The organism is Novosphingobium sp. Fuku2-ISO-50, assembly GCF_001519055.1.
Taxonomy (GTDB): domain Bacteria; phylum Pseudomonadota; class Alphaproteobacteria; order Sphingomonadales; family Sphingomonadaceae; genus Novosphingobium.
This window is the reverse complement of the sequence record NZ_KQ954285.1, coordinates 626373-645697: the sequence shown is the minus strand read 5'-3', so window position 1 is coordinate 645697 and position 19325 is coordinate 626373. Positions and strand designations below refer to the sequence as shown.

Sequence of the window (19325 nt, the reverse complement as noted above, 5' to 3'; positions counted from 1 at the left end):
AAACGCCGCCAGTATTTTACTGCCCGGCACCAAAGTTCGATCTATGAAAAAGCCCCTCTCGCCGTCTGTCAAGCGAACGGGTAACGCTCCGAGACTCGTCATCTATCGGCCTGATTTTGATCGGCGCAAGCGGTCCTTGGTACATGTTGTCACTGCTTGCTGCAGGCGTCCAGCTCTTGCCTGATTGTCTCGACCAAGCTCGCGGCCGGCATTGTGCGAGCCAGTGGGGCGCCTTGCCCTGCCCATTGCGCACCAAAACCATACTCACCAAAGCGCTTTGCGGCGGCATTGAGTGCTTTGCCCGCATCATAAGCGATTGGGTAAGCGGGCGGCTGAAGATGGCCTAGGCGCGTTTCCATTGCGCTGAAGCGGTTGGCCAGTGCCCGCGCAGGACGGCCTGAAATCAGCGTGGTGAGACGCGTGTGCGCCGCTGCTGGCCCCATGAGCGCGGCGCGATAGGCTTCATCGGCTGCTGATTCTGGGCAAGCGATGAAGGCTGTGCCCATTTGCCCTGCGACTGCGCCAAGCTTGAGTGCGGCAGCAAGGCCCGCGCCATCCATGATGCCACCCGCGGCGACGATTGGCCTCTGACATTGTCGCACCAACAATCGCGTCAGTACGAATGTGCTGAGCTCATCATCAGGCCTATCGGGATCAAACATCCCGCGATGCCCGCCTGCCTCGATCCCTTGCGCGATGATGATATCAATGCCGGCGCGTTCGATCATGCGCGCTTCTGCAAGATTTGTGGCGGTGGCCATCAGCAGGCACCCTGCCGCGCGCAAAGCGGCCAGAATATCCGCCGACGGCAGGCCGAAATGGAAGCTGACCACCGGCGGACGCGTTGCCAGCAGCATGGCCAGCATGTCAGGATCGTCGGCAAAGCTACGGTAGATGACTTGCAGGTGCTCCGGCGGCGTGGCGTCAAATTCAGCGAACACGGGCCTGAGCGCTTCCAGCCATGCGCGCTCGCGTGACGTATCAGGCTGCGGCGGGGTGTGGACGAACAGGTTGACGTTGAAGGCACGCGTCGTTTGCCCGCGTAAGTACTCGATCATGGCCCTAGCCCCTGCGACATCGGTGGCGCCCACCCCGATCGAACCAAGCGCGCCGGCATTGCAAACCGCCGCAGCCAGTTCAGGCGTGGAAACGCCAGCCATTGGCGCCTGAATGAGGGGAATCGTTAGTCTGAGCCGTTCTTGCAGGTTCATGCTCTATCTATGACTTGTGCGCGACACAGGGTAAAGCTGAACCCGCCGCCATTCCAGACATACAGCGGCCTTGGTTGCGGCGACGGAACCCGCCGTTGGTTCACCGCCATCGCGGCGTGCCGGATTGCCTGGGACTGGGACATTTGTGCCGTTCGGCACCGTACTTCGAACGTCTGATTTACGGCAACACTGGCCATTCGTGGAACCACCTACTCATCGGGAAACACTGACGACGACTTCAGGATGACGAAGTTGTGGGCGAGAGGGAATGGATAGTGCGGACCGGCGATACGGCCCAGTGCGACCATCAGCCTATGTTTTTATTTTGTTCCAGGCATAAAAGCTGATAGAATGGATTTATGAAGCCGACTGAACTTCGTCAGCGTGTTGAGCGCTACACCCGCGGGGACTGCCGCGTGGAGGATCTTGACCGGATCTTTCTGGGCCTTCGCGACCGCTGCCATGGCCTTACTTCGATACGGGAGATCGGCGACTTCGTCGCCCATCGCGACCAGCGCGACAAGGGGCCAGTCACCGAGACGGTACGGAATATCCACCTGAGCCTCGACTCTTGGCTGCATCAGGGTGAAGGCCGCTTTCCGGATCTTGCCAAGGCCAAGCGGATCTGCGCCGCCAACCTGCGCACGGCCACGGACGTGCAGCTCGATACGCGCCTCGGCCTTAGACGGGATGTCGTGAAGTCCGTCCTCGCTCAGGCAATCAGAAAGATGGAAGCTGACCGCTTCGAGAAGGTGACCAAGCGGGAGCAGGCCGTCTTCAACTATCTTGCAGGGGCATTCATCTGGAACCCAGCGTTCACCGACGACCGGGTCGAGGAGGATCTTGCTTCCGTTCTCACGAAGGCCGGTGCGCTTCTACCTCAAGAACGGGCGGCCTTCTACGCCAATCACGCCTTCCTTGCGCTATACGTCACGGCACTCATGCACGATTCCGCGGTCGTGATGGACGACGGGTCGCGCTTCGAGCTGTTCGCTGGGTTTGACAACGACCAGAAGCGGATCGAGGTGAAGGCCCACATAGACCTCGCCGGGTGGGGTAAGCGGATCACTGCCCCCGTATGCATCTTCTGGACGAAGCTCATCGGGATTGAACATTGCTCGGACGAGCTCGCCGCCACGCCGGGAAAGTGGAATGGTGCGATCGAAATCGATGCATCGGGGAGGCTCGCGGGGTTCGCATGACCGTCTCTGACCGGAAATTGATGCGAATCCTATCCTGTCGGATAATGGGGATGCGCAAGCCGCTCACTATACACCGTGAAAACTGGAATCGTTACGCTTGCAATTTGTGACTCTGGCATAATATTGACAAGAAAATAGTTTCAAGGAGAATTTCGTGGCTCGTCGTGTCTTCTTCAGCTTTCACTTCGATAACGATTACTGGCGGACGCAACAGGTCAGGAACATGGGGGCGCTCGAAGGTCAACCAGTGTGCACGCCGAATGTCTGGGAGGAAGTGAAGCGGAAAGGCAGGGCATCCATCGAGAAATGGATCGCCGACAATATGCACGGCAAAAGCTGCGTCGTCGTACTGGTCGGCTCTGAAACCGCGAGCCGCCCTTGGGTCATACATGAGATCATCAAGGCATGGGACGACCGGAGAGGGGTCCTCGGCATCCGGGTCGACAGGCTGCTCGATCGCCACAGCCAGACCTCCATCGCAGGCGCCAACCCGTTCGATAAGATCACCATCGGTGGGACGAACAGCAAGCTTTCGTCTGTCGCGCCGCTAATCACCCCGTCCGGAAGTGACAGCAAGTCTGTCTACGCCTCGATCTCCAACGGCATCGAGAAGTGGATAGAGGACGCGATCATGATCCGCGGCCGCAACTGACAAGTTGAAAGGCGGCGAGATGGCAGTTGCAGCGACGACCAAACGGTTTCTGAAGGATTATCCTGAGGCCCTGATCGGAGGTGGCGCCGCCGTGTTCGTCGGTGCCGGTGTCTCCATGGGCGCAGGCTATCCATCATGGGCGTCCCTTCTGACGGAGGTCGGCGAGGAGCTGGGCGTGAAGTCTGGCGAACTTCACGACCTGGCTGCGCTGGCTCAATGGAGCATCCAAGAGAATGGATCCGCGACGCGGGTCCGAAACGTCATCAAGGAGCAGATCGGCGTAGAGCATGCCGTTCCCGCGGCCCTGGAAATCATCGCCCGACTGCCGGTTAAGTTCATCTGGACCACCAATTACGATAGGCTGGTCGAGCGTGCATTCGGCCACGTCAACCGACCGATCGATACTGTCTCTGGCGCCGCTGACCTAACCCTTCGCGCGACACCAGGTGCGACACGCCTCTTCAAGATGCATGGGTCGATCGAACGGCTGGACGATGTCGTCATCTCGACCGACGACTACGAACTATACCGGTCCAAGCGCGGGGCCTTCCTTCCACTGTTGCAGGCCCACCTCTCCAGTATGTCGATGCTGTTCCTTGGCATCAGCTTCACGGATCCGAACATCCGCCATGTCTTGTCGCTCATTCGCGAGAGCTTCACGTCCGCGCCACCTGAGCACTTCGCCATAGTCCGACCCCCGCAGCGGGACGACTACAAGACGGACGCCGAGTTCGAGGCGCGCAGCACTCAGCATAAGCTGTGGAGCCGTGATCTGAAGCGTTATGGCCTCGTCGTGGTCGAGATTGACAACTATGGCGAAGTGCCCGAGCTTCTCTGGCAGATCGAAAGACGCGTGGCGGCGCGACGAGTGTGGGTGAGCGGCAGCTGGCCGCCGGAAGCCGGGCATGAAATCGCGAGGGTCTACAACGTGGCGCAGGCTGTCGGCCGGCTCGTGGGCGATCGTAACCGCGACCTCGTCAGCGGAGCTGGTCTCGTCGTGGGATCGGCCTCCATCGCTGGCTTCCTCGACGCGCTGCGATCGAGCGGAGGCTGGGATCTCGAGCGACGCCTCATTGCCCGCCCCTTCCCTCAACCGATTCTTGGCAAAGCGCCGGACGGCGCTCAATGGGCGGCCCTTCGCGCTGAATTGGCGAGGATCGCTGGCGTCGTCATCTTCATCGGCGGAATGAAGATCGAACCATCCACCGGCTCTACAGTGATCGCGGCCGGCGTCCTGGACGAGTTCGAAGCGGCCAAGACCGCCGACTGCTTCTTGATCCCCATCGGCTCAACCGGTGGAGCGGCGGCTCAGATTTCCGACAGCCTAATCGGGTCCGCCATAGAAGCGTCGGGGCACACCGCATTGCGTCCTATGGACGACGAGCTGAAGGAGCTCGCCCGCGTCGACATCACGGTCGAGGAAATCGTGAAGCTGGTGGCCGAGATACTTAAGCGCATCGACAGGCAGGTCTGAAACTACATGGCAGAATACATCACGCGCGAAGAGCTTCGTAGCTACGCGGCCGAAATGGGAACGGTCGAAATAGCAAGGGTCCGGAAGGCCGCTGCCTCAAGGTCGCTCGCAGGCTCCACATTCCTCTCCCACTCAAGTAAGGACGATGATCTGGTCGCCGGGGCGATCCGGGTTCTCGAAAGCCATGGTGCCGAGGTTTACGTCGATGAGATCGATCCGGAGATGCCTCCGTACACGAGCGAAAAGACTGCTGCGCTTTTGAAAACCCGAATTCGCGACACAAGCCGCTTCGTGCTTCTCGCCAGCAAAAACAGTAAGGAGAGCAAATGGGTGCCATGGGAGCTGGGCATCGCCGATGGCATGAAAGGCACTCCAAAGATCGCACTCTTTCCAGCTTCGGACTCCAGCTATGACAAAGCATGGGCGTCATGGGAGTACCTCGGTCTCTACGACCGGATCGTCTGGGGAAAGCTCGAAGGCTATCAGAATGAGGTATGGATGGTGATCGACGAAAATAATAATACCGGAACCGAACTGAGAAAGTGGCTTACCGGCTACTAAACCTCAGTTAGCCTAGACGTCGAGTAGACGCTTGGGACCCGCAACCTTCAGAGTCTCCGAACGAGGTCGAGCAACACTCTTAATCCGAGTTTGTTTAACTTGACTCCGATATCTCAATCGAGGATCTTGCATGTTTCGTGGTTTCGAACTCTCTGTGAAGGAAGATTTTTTAAGTGTATACAAGTCAATAGGCGCATCGCAGCATGAATATAACAAGCGGCGGGTCGACGAATGCCTAAATCGGTTCCGCGATGGATCAGGCGACCTGCTCGCTGCAAAGATGACTGCTGAATGGTTTCCCGAGATCGACGCGCAGGTCTTTATCTCGCATGCCCACAAGGACAGCGCATTGGCGCTTGGCCTAGCAGGCCATCTTCATAAAGGATTCGGGCTCAAGTCGTTCGTTGATTCTGCCGTATGGGGCTATTCGGACGATCTTCTGCGCATTCTCGATGACGCCTTCTGCTACAATGAGACCTCGGGGACCTATAGCTACGCGAAACGGAACCGTTCAACGTCGCACGTACACATGATGCTCTCGGTCGCGCTGTCCCGGATGATCGACCGATGCGAGTGCATCATCTTCATCAACACGCCGCAGTCGATAACCTCGCGCGACTATATCAAGGGTGATAAGACGGACTCGCCTTGGATCTATTCTGAAATCGCGATGACTCGCCTGATCAAGAAGCGGTCACGCGAGGACCATAGGGGCACCGAATCGCTCCTTGCAACTGAGAGTTTGGGCACCGACACGCGCCTGAGGGTGCGCTACGATGTTGATCTGGACCATCTGAGCAAGTTGGACGGGGCAACCTACGGTATGTGGACCATCCGGTCGCATGGCAGAGCGGGTGCCACCGCCCTCGATACGCTATACGATCTGGTGCCACCGTCACCGATAGAATGAATCTCGAAGAGTTCCTTGTGCTGGAATCTCACGGCCGTCCGCTTCGAAAGTACCCGGCAGCAGCTTCTGTCAGAAGAAGACTTCTGTGGTGGCTGAGCTGGACGACTGGGTTTGGTCGGCACTTGCCGGTGCCAGATCTCGGTCATTGCCGCCCCATTAGCTGACATTCTCGGTGCCGGATCGGAGTGCCGGAACCCGTCATATGTTCAGCAGATCGGAAAGTTTGACCGGGCAGGCCTCAAGCCTTTTCTGAAATCCGGTTTTTGACTGTTCGAAGCCAGCGGAGACGTAGAAATCGAGAACTTCCTGCTCTTTCCGTCCAGTCAACAACATCACCTTGTAACATCCGGCTTGCCATGCGGCTTGCGACGCTGTTCCCAACAAATGTTTTCCGATGCCTCGATTCCTAAACTCACTGTGGGTGACGACGTTTTCTATCAATGCGTAAGGCCTGCCCCCTCGGGTGAGATTGGGTATTACAACGAGGGTACAAGATCCCACGAGCCGCGCATTCATCTCACCGACGAAAATGGCGCTTCCTTCTAAGCGGTCGAAGCGATCCAATATGCTTATTGCTTCATCATCTGTCGGTCGTTCATCACCCGGGCTCAAATGCTGATAGAGCGCCATCAATTCGGGCACATCGCCATGCCCAGCGCGACGGATATGCAAATGATCGTTGTCCATTTGCAGATGTTGCCGCGATTGATGTCTGATCGCAATGGTGTGCGCCTGGCCTCGCCTCAATAGCGGCCGTTCAGGGAGCATTTGAAGCTTCCCCATAAGTGCCTTTCGTTCATCGGGATAAAACCACAGCCTCGCGCGCATTTACGGCCGAACAATGTGCAAAACCTGCTCTCGAACTTGTTGTTTTCGAGATTTTGTTAGTAGGTTCTCGCGACGACGGGAGACGTGTGGATATGCATTATCAGTGGGCGGACTGCTGCTATACCAGAGAAATGAAGTCGGGTTATGGAGATCGCGAGCTGCCCGAGGACATATCCCGCAGGCCGCGCATTCTCGATGATGTATTTTGTTTCCCGGATGTCGACAGCTGGCGGGACCGCGTCTGGGCTTTGCTCGGCGACATCCTAACCGATTCAGTGAAGCGCGCATTCAAACGTAATCCGCCCGATTATGTCGTCTCAGATGATCTGACCTGGCTCAACGAAATCGTCTTTGCTGTGGAGGGACGCGACCTGGAGATGAAATCGGTCACTGCCCAGCGCTTGTCGCAGGAATATCGCGCATTCCGTGCGGGCCATGCGACCCGCACCAATGATCTTGCTCAATTCTATGAGGGCGGCCTCAGGTGTCTACGTGCGGACGAGGCGGAAGATAGGGCCCGAGCGCTGTTCATGACGAGCGACTTTCCCTGGGTCACCGAAGAGAACCTCGAAGCGGCAGTCGCCGACATCAATGCCCGCAACTCCTCCGGTGGACGCGAAGGACGACTCTACCTATGCGCCGACGAGAGCAGTCTTATCACCCGGCTCGGCGGATCAGGACACTATCTTATCTATGGCGGTGAATACCTCTACTGCCTCGGGATGCGGCTGGTGGGCGCCTTCGAGGCGAAGAAAGTCCTAAAATCGGTGGGGCGGCCGACGATGTTCGTATGCGACATTCCGATCAAATTGATGCGCGAAAGCACGCTTGAGGAGTTTGCTGGCTCGATTCTCGAATTCCTCTTCTGCGAGTTTCTGGGCGAGCAATCATATGTGCTGGGGCCTGGCGCTGGATCCGCACTCAGCCTGACGGTTGATCTGCCGCCCGAGCACATTGTTGGCCATTATCACCCGGCCCGCATCTTCGATCCACTTTAGTCATGTGGAGGAAAAATCATCTGTGGCATGCCAACTTCACCGATGGCAACGTCTCGGTCTTGCCGCAGTCGCTGCTGCATAGCTCGGTGTTTCGTTTCACCGCTTTTCGATGGAACTTCTTTGGGCAACATAGCGGACAGCCAGATGACGATTGCGACTCCTATGCACGAACACCATCATCGAGTTACTTGGCATGCTTGATTTCACCAGCATTATAGCCGGCGTCGCGGGCCAGCGTGAGACCTTCGAAGAGCTGGTATGCCAAATTGCTCGGCGGGAGCCTCCGGACGACTCCATAGAATTTCGTCGTATCCACGGCGCGGGGGGAGACGGTGGGGTTGAAGCCGTTTGGCTACTCAAGACCGGAGAAGAGATCGGGTATCAGGCGAAATATTACACAACATCTGCTGGCGTAGATTGGAGGGCGATCGATTGCTCGGTAGATACGGCATTGGCGACGCATCCATCGCTTACCGTCATGTACATCGCGGTCGCCTGTGCTCTGACCGGTCCGACTAGGCGGACAAAACAAACTGGCCTCCCGACAGCCAATGGCTGGAGTGAATGGGAAAAGCGCAAAGCGCAATGGATCGACCGAGCGAAAGCGCGGGGTAGGTCAGTCGATTTCATCCCCTGGACTGCACCCGATCTGGAAGCGTTGCTGAACCGTCCCGCTATGGTTGGGCTCACCGAGTATTGGTTCGGTGCGATCGAGCTAACGTCGGATCAACTCAAGGCCGCGTGCCAGCGAACCGTCGATGCTCTTGAAGAGCGCTACCACCCCGAAGATCACGTCGACGTTTCAACCCGGGCTGTGTTCGACGGGCTGTTGCACAACGACGCGCTGCGCCAATCGGTAATGGCGGCACGATCGACGCTAATCGAAGCACGACTGGTCGGATGCCGACCGGGTCAGCTCGACAGTGCCGACGTCGAGCGGCTCGACGCAATCGATGTAGAAAGCAAAAGGCTGACCGAGCACATGGCAAATCTGCCGGGTCCAGGCGACCTATCAGTTTACGATGCTTGGGAAGCAATTGCTCTGAAGCTTCGCACATCTCTCTTCGAATCGATCGAGGTGGCCCGCGATTTGTCTTGGCGGAGTAAAGATACCCCGCCTGATCCACCTAAACCGCTGTCCGCTGAGGAAAGAGACGACTCCACAACCGTGGACTACCATCTCCATTCGCTGAGCAAATTGCAGGATGCGGTGGGCGGCGTGCTTGAGATGCTCGCCACCAGCGCCTGTCGCTCTGACGCGTCTCGCTTTGCTCTACTCGATGGGCGTGCCGGGTCAGGCAAGTCGCATCTGATGGCGTCTGAGATCGAACGCGCGCTCGCAGCTGGCGCGCCAGCTTTGTTTCTGATCGGAACGAACTTCACCGTCCATGGTACACCCGAAAATCAGATACTTGCCCATTGCGAATGGGGCCCCACCAGCTTTGACAAATTGCTCGGCGCGTTATCTGCGCGTGCTGAAGTGGCAGGAATGCGGGGGCTCGTTGCCATCGATGCGCTCAACGAGGGCGCTGGCGCGGCGCTGTGGCGGGAAAAACTGCAAGGGTTCGCGCGGCGGGTTCTGGACTTTCCCAACCTATCGCTCTGCGTTTCGTGTCGGCGCGAATATCTAGACCATCTGATCACACCTGCAGTTGGCCAAATCGCCACCAAGGTCGAGGTCACCGGTTTCGAGACACCAGCGGACGTCGAGCGCGCCGCGCGGGTTTATATGGACAAGCGTGGTATCGTCCGCCCCGCCACACCTTGGCTCAATCCCGAATTTTCCAATCCACTGTTTCTGCGCACCACCTGCCTTGCTTTGCAAGCTGAAGGCCGCACCGACTTTCCTCGGGGGATGCGTGGCACGAGCGAAGTGCTGAATTTTTACCTTGTATCGACCGGCCGTCATCTCGGTACGACCTATGATGGCAGCGAGACCCTAGTCGACCCGCTGCGTAGCGCGGTTCTAGCGCTAGCCGCGTTTATGGCCTGCAGGTGTCGTGATAGCGTCACGCGCACCGACGCGCATCGTTTGGTCGAACATGCGTTCGAAGGATTTGCACCGCCGCCTGGAAAAACTTGGCTAGAGACACTGCGATTTCGTGGTCTTCTGCGCTACGATCCAGATCCGGACGTTGACCGTGCCGATCCTCTGACGCCTCCCTCCGATGTGATCCGCTTCTCATTCCAGCGCTTCGGCGATCATCTGATCGCCCGTGCGTTGCTACAGGGTGTGACCACGCCCAATGGCCTGTTTGAACCTGGTGGTCGGCTCGCGTTCCTGCTCGGCTCTTACGGTGTCGCCTATGAATGGAGAGGGCTTTTCTACGCGCTCTTTCTCCAATTCGCTGATCGTTATGGCGTTGAGCTAGTCGATCATTTGCCTGGCGGGTTCGATATTTGGTGGGATAACTGGCCTGTCGAGGATGCCTTTGTTGATAGCATCCGCTGGCGTGCGCCATCGGCCTTTTCTGAGCGGACTCGCGAGTTGCTAAATCGGCTAAGGCGTGACCGTGAGGATGTTCTTGCGGTCCTCATTGAACTGGCGGTGGTGGAGGACCATCCTTGGAACATTGAATTTCTTCATCGAAACCTCACGAAACGTTGCCTTGCTGAGCGTGACTCGTTCTGGACCGTCGCGATCAATGCAGCACATCATGATCCCGGCCATGCGCTTATTCGCCTGACCGATTGGAGCCTCAGCGCCGGCGTCACTCGTGCGGGTGACGGAACACTCGGCTTAGCGCTCATAACCTTGGCTTGGACTTGCACATCTACCAGCGCCCGTGTCCGAGACACTGCCTCGAAGGCAATGATCTCAATCTTTGCGAGCCGGCCCTCGCTCATCGCACCATTATTCGCACGTTTCGCAGGCTGCGACGACCCATACGTTGTCGAGCGACTGTTTGCAGCCCTTTATGGCGCGGCGCTCCGAACACTCGATCCGGTCAAGCTAGCAAGGTTGGCAATGGTCGCGTGGACGTATTGTTTCGAGGGAGTGCCTCCCGTTCATCTGCTTGCACGCGACTATGCGCGCGGCACAGTTGAACTCGCTGAAGCAGCTGGTGCGCTAGATCCCGTCATCGATCTTGCGCGCTGCCGTCCACCCTATGGCGCATCACCACCCTACTCCAACGTGTCAAAAGCGCGGGTTGATGCGCGCGGCAAACAGCTCGGCGCTCGTCAAATCCTGGGGTCCTGCTATTACGGCATCGCCGATTTTGGACGCTACGTCCTGGAAGGTCGCGTCAAGAATTTTGCCGATGCTCGCTTGAGCGGGCCTCGCCCAATTACATCAGATGAAAGCGGGCAAGCCTTTTTCGATGAAGTGACGCTTGGTCGCAGCGATTTGCAAGCAGTCTTTACCGAAGTTCGTGCCGCCCACGCCGAGAAGCGCGTCACTTGGGACGTCAATACGTTCAAAGTGAAAATTTCGGCCGCCGACCGCCGCCGCATAAATATTGCCGAGGCAGCATTGATGAGGCTTCTCACACCAGCCCAGCGCAAGCGGTTCGATGTGGAGGCGAGCTACTGGGTATCTGGAAGTGGCGGGAATGAATGGTCCATACCTGGCAAGGGCAAGGGCAAGGAGTTCGATGCCCAGAAGTGCAAGATTTGGGTTGCCAACCGTGCCCTGTCGTTCGGCTGGACAGACAAGCGCTTTCCCGGCGACAACCACTCCACAGGGCGTAGCGAAAATCGAGGGCGAATTGAGCGTATCGGGAAGAAATATCAGCGGATCGCGCTCATGGAACTACTCGCTCGTTTAGCCGACAATTTCTGGCTGAAGCCCGAATGGGGAGATGGTGCTAAGATCTACAACACCCCACTCGATATTTCATTCACGCGCGATCTTGAACCGTCCATTATTCCGGCCGACCAAGAGGGAGCGGTACGTTTTGACATACCGCGCGTTCCACCGCTGGTGTGCGAACCCCTCCCGGTCGAGCGGCGGCGCGATTGGGTCATGGACCCCGACTTGCCGGCTAGCCGGTTAGGACTTGCCACGTGCCGCGATTTTGATACGCCCGAATGGCTCACTCTCTATCGTTATGCAGCACACGATATAGATGCCGAGCGTGAGAACCGGTATTTCGGCGTGCCGTGGCTCCAGAGCGACTTTCACTTTCTCGCCGCGCTGCTCGTCACCCCTGGTGTTCGCAAGCGCCTAGTCGACGACGCGGTAGCCAATGCCTATGATTTTCACGATTGGCTGCCCAGTCAGATCGTTGATGAGGCTTACCTTGGGGAGCTAGCTCGACGTGACACGTGGCGCGATGATTTGTGGACGACACTGGAGGCACGCAAGCCTGATCAGCCCAAAACCTATCCGGCGATCCGCCCGACAATCAGTTATGGGTGGGAAAGTCATCTCGACGGTAGCCTGCCTGAAGGGTTCTCTCGTCATGTGCCAATCCCATGGCTCATCAACGAGCTTTCGCTATCGGCTGACGTCAACAATGCCGGTACATTTCTTGACGCTGCCGGCATACCGGTCGTGGTGAGTGGGCGAGGCGACGACCGCGAAAGCCACGTTCTAGTTCGACGTGATCCTTTCCTGGCGCTCGCCCGTAACAATGGCCTTGAACCGCTCTGGACGGTGATCGGCGAACGTAGCGCGACAACTGTTGTTAAAGAGCAATACCCCGACATCCGTACGCGCTATAATGGGTTGATGTGGTTCGAAGGCGATGAGACTAGGCAGGCGTTTTGGTCGAAGAACGATTAACCGACCGGTAGTTTTGGCAGATGGAGGTCAGTATTTTGACTCGGCGCCAATAGCGGTTTTAGCGTGGTGAACGAAAGTCGGCTCAGGCCAATTTTGCCATTCCAAGCCGACTTACCGGTCAGTCCCTCCTCATTATCGTTCGTTGTTGTCGCGTTCGATATACTCCGCCCGCCCGTCGCGATGGACTACCCAGCGCCCAAACCTCTTTTCGGCCTGATCAACTATCCATACTGGCAGCAAAAGAGAGGCAAAGAGGGTTGCGGTGGTTTTGACCTCGAAGAGACCTTTGAAAAGGGCGAGGGCCAAGGCGATAAGGGCCAGGTTTGCTGCCCCAAGTGCGATGGCTTTGACGATGCCAATGTACCGTGGGATCAGGTAATGGCGGACGCGTTCTAGTTCATCCTTTGTCTGCCTCATTTCCTGCCGCAGCGCGAGGCGGTCAGCCATCAGCTTTTCTACCGGAGGGTTAACGGCCTTCATAGCGGCCAGAAGGCGTTCGTCTGCAATTGGCGGTAACTGGTTGTCGTTCATGTCAGGCGCTCAGGGCAAAAATCTTCTCGCTCATGGCGGGGCTGATCTCGCCATGCTCCAGCAGGTATTGAAACAGCGCGCCCCCGAGTTTTATCAGGGCGTCCTGTTCCACATCGTCGCCTCCGCGGCTCAGGAAGGTCCAAGCGGTCGCGATTGAACGGGCATAGATGCTGCCCAGGCTCTCAGCATCAGGTCGGCCTTCGCCGGTCAGAAGCCAATTTGCGCTGACGCCATAGACTTGGCTGAACGCGATGATCGCCGAGGCCGGAGGCTCACGCCCCTTCTCATAATTGACCAAGGCGCCGTGTGAGATGCCGATCGCTTCCGCGACATCGGTCTGCTTCAGCCCCTTGGCCTTACGGATCTCCAGAAAACGCGCGCCGATGCTCATGCAGCACCAGCACACGATTCCGCCTTGACGGAACTCACAAACATGAGTTACTCCAATAATTGTGAGTTTCTGCCAAACTCCAAACACAAACTACTACAGAGGTGCTAGTCATGCAATTGCTGACACTGCCAAAGCTGGCCGCGCGCAGCGGTTGGCCGGAGTCTCGCGTCCGTCGCATGGTTGCGCGGGGACTGCTCTCCCATATTCGCGTCAACGGTCGGCTTCTTCTGCCGGAAACCGCCATCGAAGATTATGTGGCAAACCACTTTGTGGCCGCCGCCGGTCGATCAACCCCGATGGGGCGGCTCACCCTGGCTAGTCCTGCGCAAGACCCTGATCCCAGAAACTAATCAACGAGGAGCTCATGGAATGGCTGTCCTCTCATCCATTCTCGATTCCGGGAGGCCGCCCAGCGAATGGGTTGAGTTGCTGTCCACCCGGGGCCTTGTCATTTCCGAACGAGCATTGCGCGAGAAGGCCAACCGCATCGGTGCCTTCCACCGGCTCGGGCGGAACATGATCATTACCGCCGATCAGATCGACCAAATTCTGGAATATCGCAAACCATGCCCCTCGAACCGTTCCGCAGAGGCCCAACGTGGTGGGCGCGCGGGCGCGTCGAATATCTCGGCGCCCCCATCACCGACTACTATCGATGCAGCACTGGCGCATCTGAAGAAGCAGGCGCGTGGGACTGGTGCCGTGCCGAGGAGGAGAGGCAAATACGCCGCCACGTCCTAGGCGAGGATGCTGAGGCGCAGCCGCCAGCCAAGTTCACATTCGCTGATGCTGTGCTTCTCTACAAGCCGAGCGAGGCGGATGCTGGGTATCTCGTTCCAATCCTGACCAAGCTTGGCTCGATGGCTGTCGCAGACATTACGCCCAAGCTCGTGCGTGAACTGGGCGAGGAGCTCTATCCAGAGGCATCAACAGACACGTGGGTCCGTCATGTCGTGACGCCCGTTCGATCTGTCATCAACAATGCGCATGACCTTGGCCATTGCGCCCCGATACGCATCAAGGGCTACTCCAAAGAGGAGCGGGTCGCGCAGGATCTCAAGCGCGGTCGGAAAAGCCGGGTCAAGAAGACGCCCGGAAGCTGGGAGTGGCTGCTCAAATTCCGCCAGCACGCGCCGCGGCGTCATGCTGCTTTGGCCATGTTCATGTTCATGACGGGCGCGCGGATCAGCCAGGCCGTGGCGATGCATCCCGACCGTCATTTGAAGCTGGATCAGAACATGGTCTGCATCCCGGCGGCGAAGGGGCATGATGATCGATGGATCACGGTTCCACAGGAATTGGTCAGGGAGCTGGCTTCGCTGCCTCGACTTTATCCGCGCGGGTTCGACCGCACGCAGGACAATCTGCGTGTTTTCGGTTTCGCTGATCGATCAAGCCCTCGAAAGGGATGGGCCAAGGCCTGCAAACTGGCTGGCATCGATCTGCTGCCATTTCATGCCGCCGGGCGCCATGGCTTCGGCCAGGAAATGAACGTGCGGCAGGGCATCGACGAGAAGGCTGCGGGTGAATTCGGCGGGTGGTCTGACACCAGTCTGATGCGCAGAACTTATACCCATGCCGAGCAGACGGCCGAGAAAATTCACCAGGCGCAATTGCGTGGTCTGCGTGCTGCCGAGGAGCGGACCAAGCTGTCTCTGTTCAGCGCCGGAGCCAGCAAAAAGAAGGAGAGAGCGTGATGGCCGTGTACGCGATTTGTACGGGCTCGACCCGAAATAAGGCGTTTGTTCCCGTTATTTTCCGCTTTGAAAATTTTTCCGGGAAAATCCGTTTCCATAAAATCCCCTTATTTCAGAGGGTTTTATGGTGGGCGCGGCAGGGATTGAACCTGCGACCCCACCCGTGTGAAGGGTGTGCTCTACCACTGAGCTACGCGCCCGCCAGATTGCTGTCTGGCAGATTGCTGTCTGGACAGGGCCGCGCCTCTATCGCCTTGGCTGATGATTGACAAGTAGGGGCGGAAAGATAATTGCGCTGAACCATGACCGAGCCTGAAAACACCTCGCCCGAAACCGCAACCCCGACGACCGGCGATCTTCCGCCCGATCGTCTGGCCATCAGCCCGCGCAGCCCGTTTTTCGATGCCGACAAACTGGGGCGCGGCATCGGCATCCGCTTCAAGGGCGTGGTGCGCCACAATGTCGAGGAATATTGCGTGTCCGAAAGCTGGGTGCGCGTGCAGGCCGGGCGCACGTTCGATCGCAAGGGCAATCCCTTGACCATCAAGCTGACCGGCGCAGTCGAAGCCTGGTACGAAGACCTGGGCGAAGACGCGCCCGTCCTGAAGCTCTAAGAGCCTGATCCGAAAGTCTGCGGGTCAGGCCTGGCGGGTCTTTCCCGCGCCAGTTTCGTCGTGATTTTGCCGCGATGAAACCGCATCGCGGCGGCAATCACTCCTCGTTGGCACGAAAAATCCCTCGCCAGTCCTCCGTCGCCGACTTTCGGATCAGGCTCCAACGCGCCAAAACGCTTTACCGCGGAAGCAGCTTGGGGCGTTCGCGCGCGGTCAGGGCGGCCAGCCAGTCCTTGAACGCGCGCACCCGCGCCAGACTGTGCGTGTCCTTGTGCGTGACCAGCCAGAAGCTGCGGATGATCCGCCGTTCGGGCAGCACCGGGACGAGCCACTTGTCGGCATCGCCCATGAAGCACGGCAGCACCCCGATCCCGGCGCCGGCGGCGATCATCCGCGCCTGCGCCATGATCGAGGGGGAGCGCACGACCGCGCTGAGCCCGGGTTCGAATTCGGCAAGATAGCGCAGTTCGGGCGCGTAAAGCAGATCGGGGACATAGCCGATCAACCGGTGTCCGCGCGCAAGGTCCGCCCCATGGGCCGGGGTGCCGTTCTGCGCGAGGTAGCCGCGCGTGGCATAGAGCCGCAAGGCATAGTCGGACAGCTTTCCCGCGATCACCGGGCCCGCGCGCGGGCGCGACAGCGTGACGGCGAGATCCGCTTCGCGCTTTGACGGGCTGAGCAGGCCCGACGAGGCAACCAGATCGACAGTCAGCCGGGGGTGCGCCTCGATAAAGCTCTTGAGCGCGGGGGCGACGATCGCACCGGCAAACCCTTCGGTCAGGCTGACGCGCAACAGGCCCGAAGGGCCGCCGCCGCCCGCCTGTTCGGCAATGCGGCTGGCCGCCTGCGCCATGGCCTCGACTTCGGCAAGCAGCGCTTCGCCCGCTTCGGTCAGCACTTGCCCTTCGCGCGTCTGCTCGAACAACGTTGCGCCCAGCCGCGTTTCAAGCCGACGCAAACGGCGACCGATGGTCGTGGCATCGACGCCCATCGCGGCGGCGGCGCGCGCCATCTGCCCGCCGCGCGCAACGGCCAGGAAAGCCTGATAGTCGTTCCAGTCGGGTGCCTGCATAATTGCAGGTGTGGATCGCATTTTCCGGCATTGCATGCAACGCTTCATGGGTGCAGGCCCGCTCTCGAACGAAAATTCGGGCAGAGGAGCCAACCCCATGCGCATCATCGATCATTTCATTGCGGGCGGCACCGCCGGGCTCGATCAGGCGCGGCGCAGCGCGATCTACGATCCCAACACCGGCGCGGTACAGGCCGAAGTCGTGCTGGGCGGGGCAGCCGCGCTTGAGCGTGCGGTTGCTGCTGCCGAGGCGGCGCAGCCTGCCTGGGCGGCGACCAATCCGCAACGGCGGGCGCGCGTGCTGTTCCGTTTCAAGGAACTGGTTGAGGCGCACATGACCGAGCTGGCGCACCTTTTGTCGAGCGAACACGGCAAAGTGATCGCGGATTCGCGCGGCGACATTCAGCGCGGGCTCGAAGTGGTCGAATTCGCCTGCGGCATTCCGCATGCGCAAAAGGGCGAATATACCGACGGCGCCGGGCCGGGGATCGATGTCTATTCGATGCGTCAGCCGGTCGGCATCGGCGCGGGGATCACCCCGTTCAACTTTCCGGCGATGATCCCCTTGTGGATGGGCGCGGTGGCCGTCGCGACGGGCAACGCCTTTATCTGCAAGCCGTCGGAACGCGATCCGTCGGTGCCGCTGCGGCTGGCCGAGCTGTTTCTCGAAGCGGGCCTGCCTGCCGGGATCTTTCAGGTCGTGCATGGCGACAAGGAAATGGTCGATGCGATTCTCGACCATCCGGCGATCGGCGCGGTCAGCTTCGTCGGATCGTCGGACATCGCCAACTATGTCTATCAGCGCGGCGCGGCAGCCGGAAAGCGGGTCCAGGCGATGGGCGGGGCCAAGAATCACGGCATCGTCCTGCCCGATGCCGATCTCGATCAGGTGGTGAACGATCTGCTTGGCGCCGCTTTCGGTTCGGCGGGCGAGCGCTGCATGGCCTTGCCCGTGGTGGTGCCGGTCGGTGACGAGACTGCCGAACGCCTGAAGGCCAAGCTGATCCCGGCGATCGAGGCGCTGAAAGTCGGCATTTCGACCGATCCCGAGGCGCATTACGGCCCGGTCGTGACCGCGCAGGCCAAAGCGAAGATCGAGGCATGGATCGCGCGCGCCGCCGAGGAAGGCGCCGAACTGGTGATCGACGGACGCGGCTTTGCCTTGCAGGGGTACGAGCAGGGCTTTTTCGTCGGCCCGACGCTGATCGACCATGTCACCGACACGATGGACAGCTATCACAACGAGATATTCGGCCCCGTGCTACAGATCGTGCGCGCCAAGACCTTTGACGAAGCTGTCGCGCTGCCCAGCAAGCATCAATACGGCAACGGCGTCGCGCTGTTTACCCGCAACGGCCATGCCGCGCGCGAATTCGCCAGGCGAGTCAATGTCGGCATGGTCGGGATCAACGTGCCGATCCCGGTGCCCGTCGCCTATCACAGCTTTGGCGGGTGGAAACGCTCGGCCTTTGGCGACACCAACCAGCACGGCATGGAAGGCGTGAAATTCTGGACCAAGGTCAAGACGATCACCCAGCGCTGGCCCGACGGCTCGGTCGACGGCGGCAATGCCTTCGTCATTCCGACAATGGGCTGACCCCGATGGTGGTGGCCTGTTCGCGAGGCCGGGTCGCCACCGCTTCGAAACGGTCATGATAACGGGGATGTTCCGTACCCATCCAGCGGTCCCACCAGGTGAAATAGAGGCCGTAGTTATAGCGGCCTTCGCTGTGGTGCAGGTCATGGTGCGTCGTGGTGGTCAGCCATGCGGTCAAAAGGCTGCGCGTAAAGCCGCTCCACGCCAGTTCATGGCCCGAATGGCCGATCGCGTTACGCGCGATCTGGTGGCCGAGAAAAATGAACGCGGCGAGCGGTTCGACCGGCGCGATCCGTGCCACGATCAGGAACATCGCCGGGATCACCAGCGCCTCGCACACGGCTTCGCCGGTGGCAAAGCTGTAGGCGGCCCAACTGGTCGGCGTGCGGCTGCGATGGTGGGCAAGGTGCGTTGCGCGGAACAGCGCGCGGGAATGGAGCGCGCGGTGCATCCAGTAAAACCAGGCATCGTGCAGCACGATCAGCGCGACGATCTGCCAGCCGATCGTTATCGCGCTGGCGGGCCCGTGCGCCATCGCGATCACCCCGGCCATGATCAACGCCACGGTCAGCAGGTCGACCACTGCAAAGACCATGATTGTCCACAGCGACTGGCGCACTTCGCGCAGCACGTCGCTTGTGCTGGCGCGGCGCGTCTGGATCTTGCGATGCGCCAGCCGCCGTCCGCCCAGCCAGACCAGCGCCGCGACACCGCCTGCGCCGGCCAGGTAACGGAGCAGTTCCTCGGTAATGCCGCCCTGCAAGTGGCGGGCGAAATGGGACAGCAGCGACAGCATATCGGGCATGGGGGACTCCATCGGGAAACGGTCTGCGCTGCCCTGACAGAGGCGCGGCGCAC

The 19325-nt window shown here is 59.4% G+C and carries 17 protein-coding genes and 1 tRNA gene; 11 read left to right on the top strand and 7 right to left on the bottom strand.

All coding sequences use genetic code 11. From position 1 onward, the window contains the following. Positions 1-149: 149 nt before the first annotated feature. Positions 150-1211: an NAD(P)H-dependent flavin oxidoreductase gene (locus tag AQZ50_RS02990; RefSeq protein WP_067742225.1), complete on the bottom strand. Its 1062-nt coding sequence runs from the start codon at positions 1209-1211 to the stop codon at positions 150-152. 359 nt (positions 1212-1570) lie between these two features. Here AQZ50_RS02990 and AQZ50_RS02985 point away from each other — a divergent pair, with 359 nt between their 5' ends. The 5 genes from AQZ50_RS02985 to AQZ50_RS02965 all read left to right on the top strand — a co-directional run bounded on the left by AQZ50_RS02985 (position 1571) and on the right by AQZ50_RS02965 (position 6010). After that, positions 1571-2413 (top strand): hypothetical protein, encoded by an 843-nt coding sequence (locus AQZ50_RS02985; protein ID WP_067742224.1) that lies wholly within the window; start codon positions 1571-1573, stop codon positions 2411-2413. A 154-nt stretch (positions 2414-2567) separates the two neighbouring features. Continuing rightward, positions 2568-3065 (top strand): TIR domain-containing protein, encoded by a 498-nt coding sequence (locus AQZ50_RS02980; RefSeq protein WP_067742221.1) that lies wholly within the window; start codon positions 2568-2570, stop codon positions 3063-3065. Positions 3066-3084: 19 nt separating this feature from the next. Next, on the top strand, positions 3085-4539 hold the full coding sequence (locus tag AQZ50_RS02975; protein ID WP_067742219.1) for an SIR2 family protein: 1455 nt from the start codon (positions 3085-3087) through the stop codon (positions 4537-4539). A gap of 6 nt (positions 4540-4545) precedes the next feature. After that, on the top strand, positions 4546-5100 hold the full coding sequence (locus AQZ50_RS02970; RefSeq protein WP_067742217.1) for a toll/interleukin-1 receptor domain-containing protein: 555 nt from the start codon (positions 4546-4548) through the stop codon (positions 5098-5100). 130 nt (positions 5101-5230) lie between these two features. Further along, complete coding sequence (locus tag AQZ50_RS02965; RefSeq protein WP_067742216.1) at positions 5231-6010, top strand: TIR domain-containing protein; 780 nt, start codon at positions 5231-5233, stop codon at positions 6008-6010. A gap of 198 nt (positions 6011-6208) precedes the next feature. Here the strand turns inward: AQZ50_RS02965 and AQZ50_RS02960 are convergent, their stop codons facing one another. After that, positions 6209-6778 carry a GNAT family N-acetyltransferase gene (locus AQZ50_RS02960; protein ID WP_197412357.1) on the bottom strand — a complete coding sequence of 190 codons (570 nt, stop codon included), beginning with the start codon at positions 6776-6778 and terminating at the stop codon, positions 6209-6211. Positions 6779-6930: 152 nt separating this feature from the next. Between AQZ50_RS02960 and AQZ50_RS02955 the strand changes: the two genes are divergently transcribed. After that, positions 6931-7836, top strand: a complete 906-nt coding sequence (locus AQZ50_RS02955) for a hypothetical protein (protein ID WP_156427204.1) — start codon at positions 6931-6933, stop codon at positions 7834-7836. Positions 7837-8029: 193 nt separating this feature from the next. After that, positions 8030-12565 carry an NACHT domain-containing protein gene (locus tag AQZ50_RS02950; RefSeq protein WP_156427203.1) on the top strand — a complete coding sequence of 1512 codons (4536 nt, stop codon included), beginning with the start codon at positions 8030-8032 and terminating at the stop codon, positions 12563-12565. A 132-nt stretch (positions 12566-12697) separates the two neighbouring features. Here the strand turns inward: AQZ50_RS02950 and AQZ50_RS02945 are convergent, their stop codons facing one another. After that, positions 12698-13096, bottom strand: a complete 399-nt coding sequence (locus AQZ50_RS02945) for a hypothetical protein (protein ID WP_067742204.1) — start codon at positions 13094-13096, stop codon at positions 12698-12700. Between the two features lies 1 nt (position 13097). Continuing rightward, positions 13098-13487 carry a helix-turn-helix domain-containing protein gene (locus tag AQZ50_RS02940; RefSeq protein ID WP_067742193.1) on the bottom strand — a complete coding sequence of 130 codons (390 nt, stop codon included), beginning with the start codon at positions 13485-13487 and terminating at the stop codon, positions 13098-13100. Positions 13488-13597: 110 nt separating this feature from the next. Here AQZ50_RS02940 and AQZ50_RS19945 point away from each other — a divergent pair, with 110 nt between their 5' ends. Together AQZ50_RS19945 and AQZ50_RS02935 are read left to right on the top strand one after the other, a co-directional pair. Further along, complete coding sequence (locus tag AQZ50_RS19945) at positions 13598-13837, top strand: helix-turn-helix domain-containing protein (RefSeq protein WP_082703361.1); 240 nt, start codon at positions 13598-13600, stop codon at positions 13835-13837. Positions 13838-14053: 216 nt separating this feature from the next. After that, entirely contained in the window at positions 14054-15184 is a 1131-nt protein-coding gene (locus tag AQZ50_RS02935) for a tyrosine-type recombinase/integrase (RefSeq protein ID WP_067742191.1), read from the top strand. Between the two features lie 125 nt (positions 15185-15309). Here AQZ50_RS02935 and AQZ50_RS02930 read toward each other — a convergent pair. Beyond that, positions 15310-15384 (bottom strand) — tRNA-Val (locus AQZ50_RS02930). Between the two features lie 102 nt (positions 15385-15486). Here AQZ50_RS02930 and AQZ50_RS02925 point away from each other — a divergent pair. Then, positions 15487-15798 (top strand): DUF3297 family protein, encoded by a 312-nt coding sequence (locus AQZ50_RS02925; RefSeq protein ID WP_067742188.1) that lies wholly within the window; start codon positions 15487-15489, stop codon positions 15796-15798. Positions 15799-15976: 178 nt separating this feature from the next. Here the strand turns inward: AQZ50_RS02925 and AQZ50_RS02920 are convergent, their stop codons facing one another. Continuing rightward, on the bottom strand, positions 15977-16891 hold the full coding sequence (locus tag AQZ50_RS02920) for a LysR family transcriptional regulator (protein ID WP_231730076.1): 915 nt from the start codon (positions 16889-16891) through the stop codon (positions 15977-15979). A gap of 76 nt (positions 16892-16967) precedes the next feature. Between AQZ50_RS02920 and AQZ50_RS02915 the strand changes: the two genes are divergently transcribed. Continuing rightward, positions 16968-18467, top strand: coding sequence for a CoA-acylating methylmalonate-semialdehyde dehydrogenase (locus AQZ50_RS02915; RefSeq protein WP_067742491.1), 1500 nt, complete (start codon positions 16968-16970; stop codon positions 18465-18467). On the opposite strand, the gene AQZ50_RS02910 is transcribed toward AQZ50_RS02915, so the two are convergent. Continuing rightward, positions 18448-19272, bottom strand: coding sequence for a sterol desaturase family protein (locus AQZ50_RS02910; protein WP_082703360.1), 825 nt, complete (start codon positions 19270-19272; stop codon positions 18448-18450). The two genes, AQZ50_RS02915 and AQZ50_RS02910, sit on opposite strands and share 20 nt — an antisense overlap. Positions 19273-19325 lie beyond the last annotated feature (53 nt).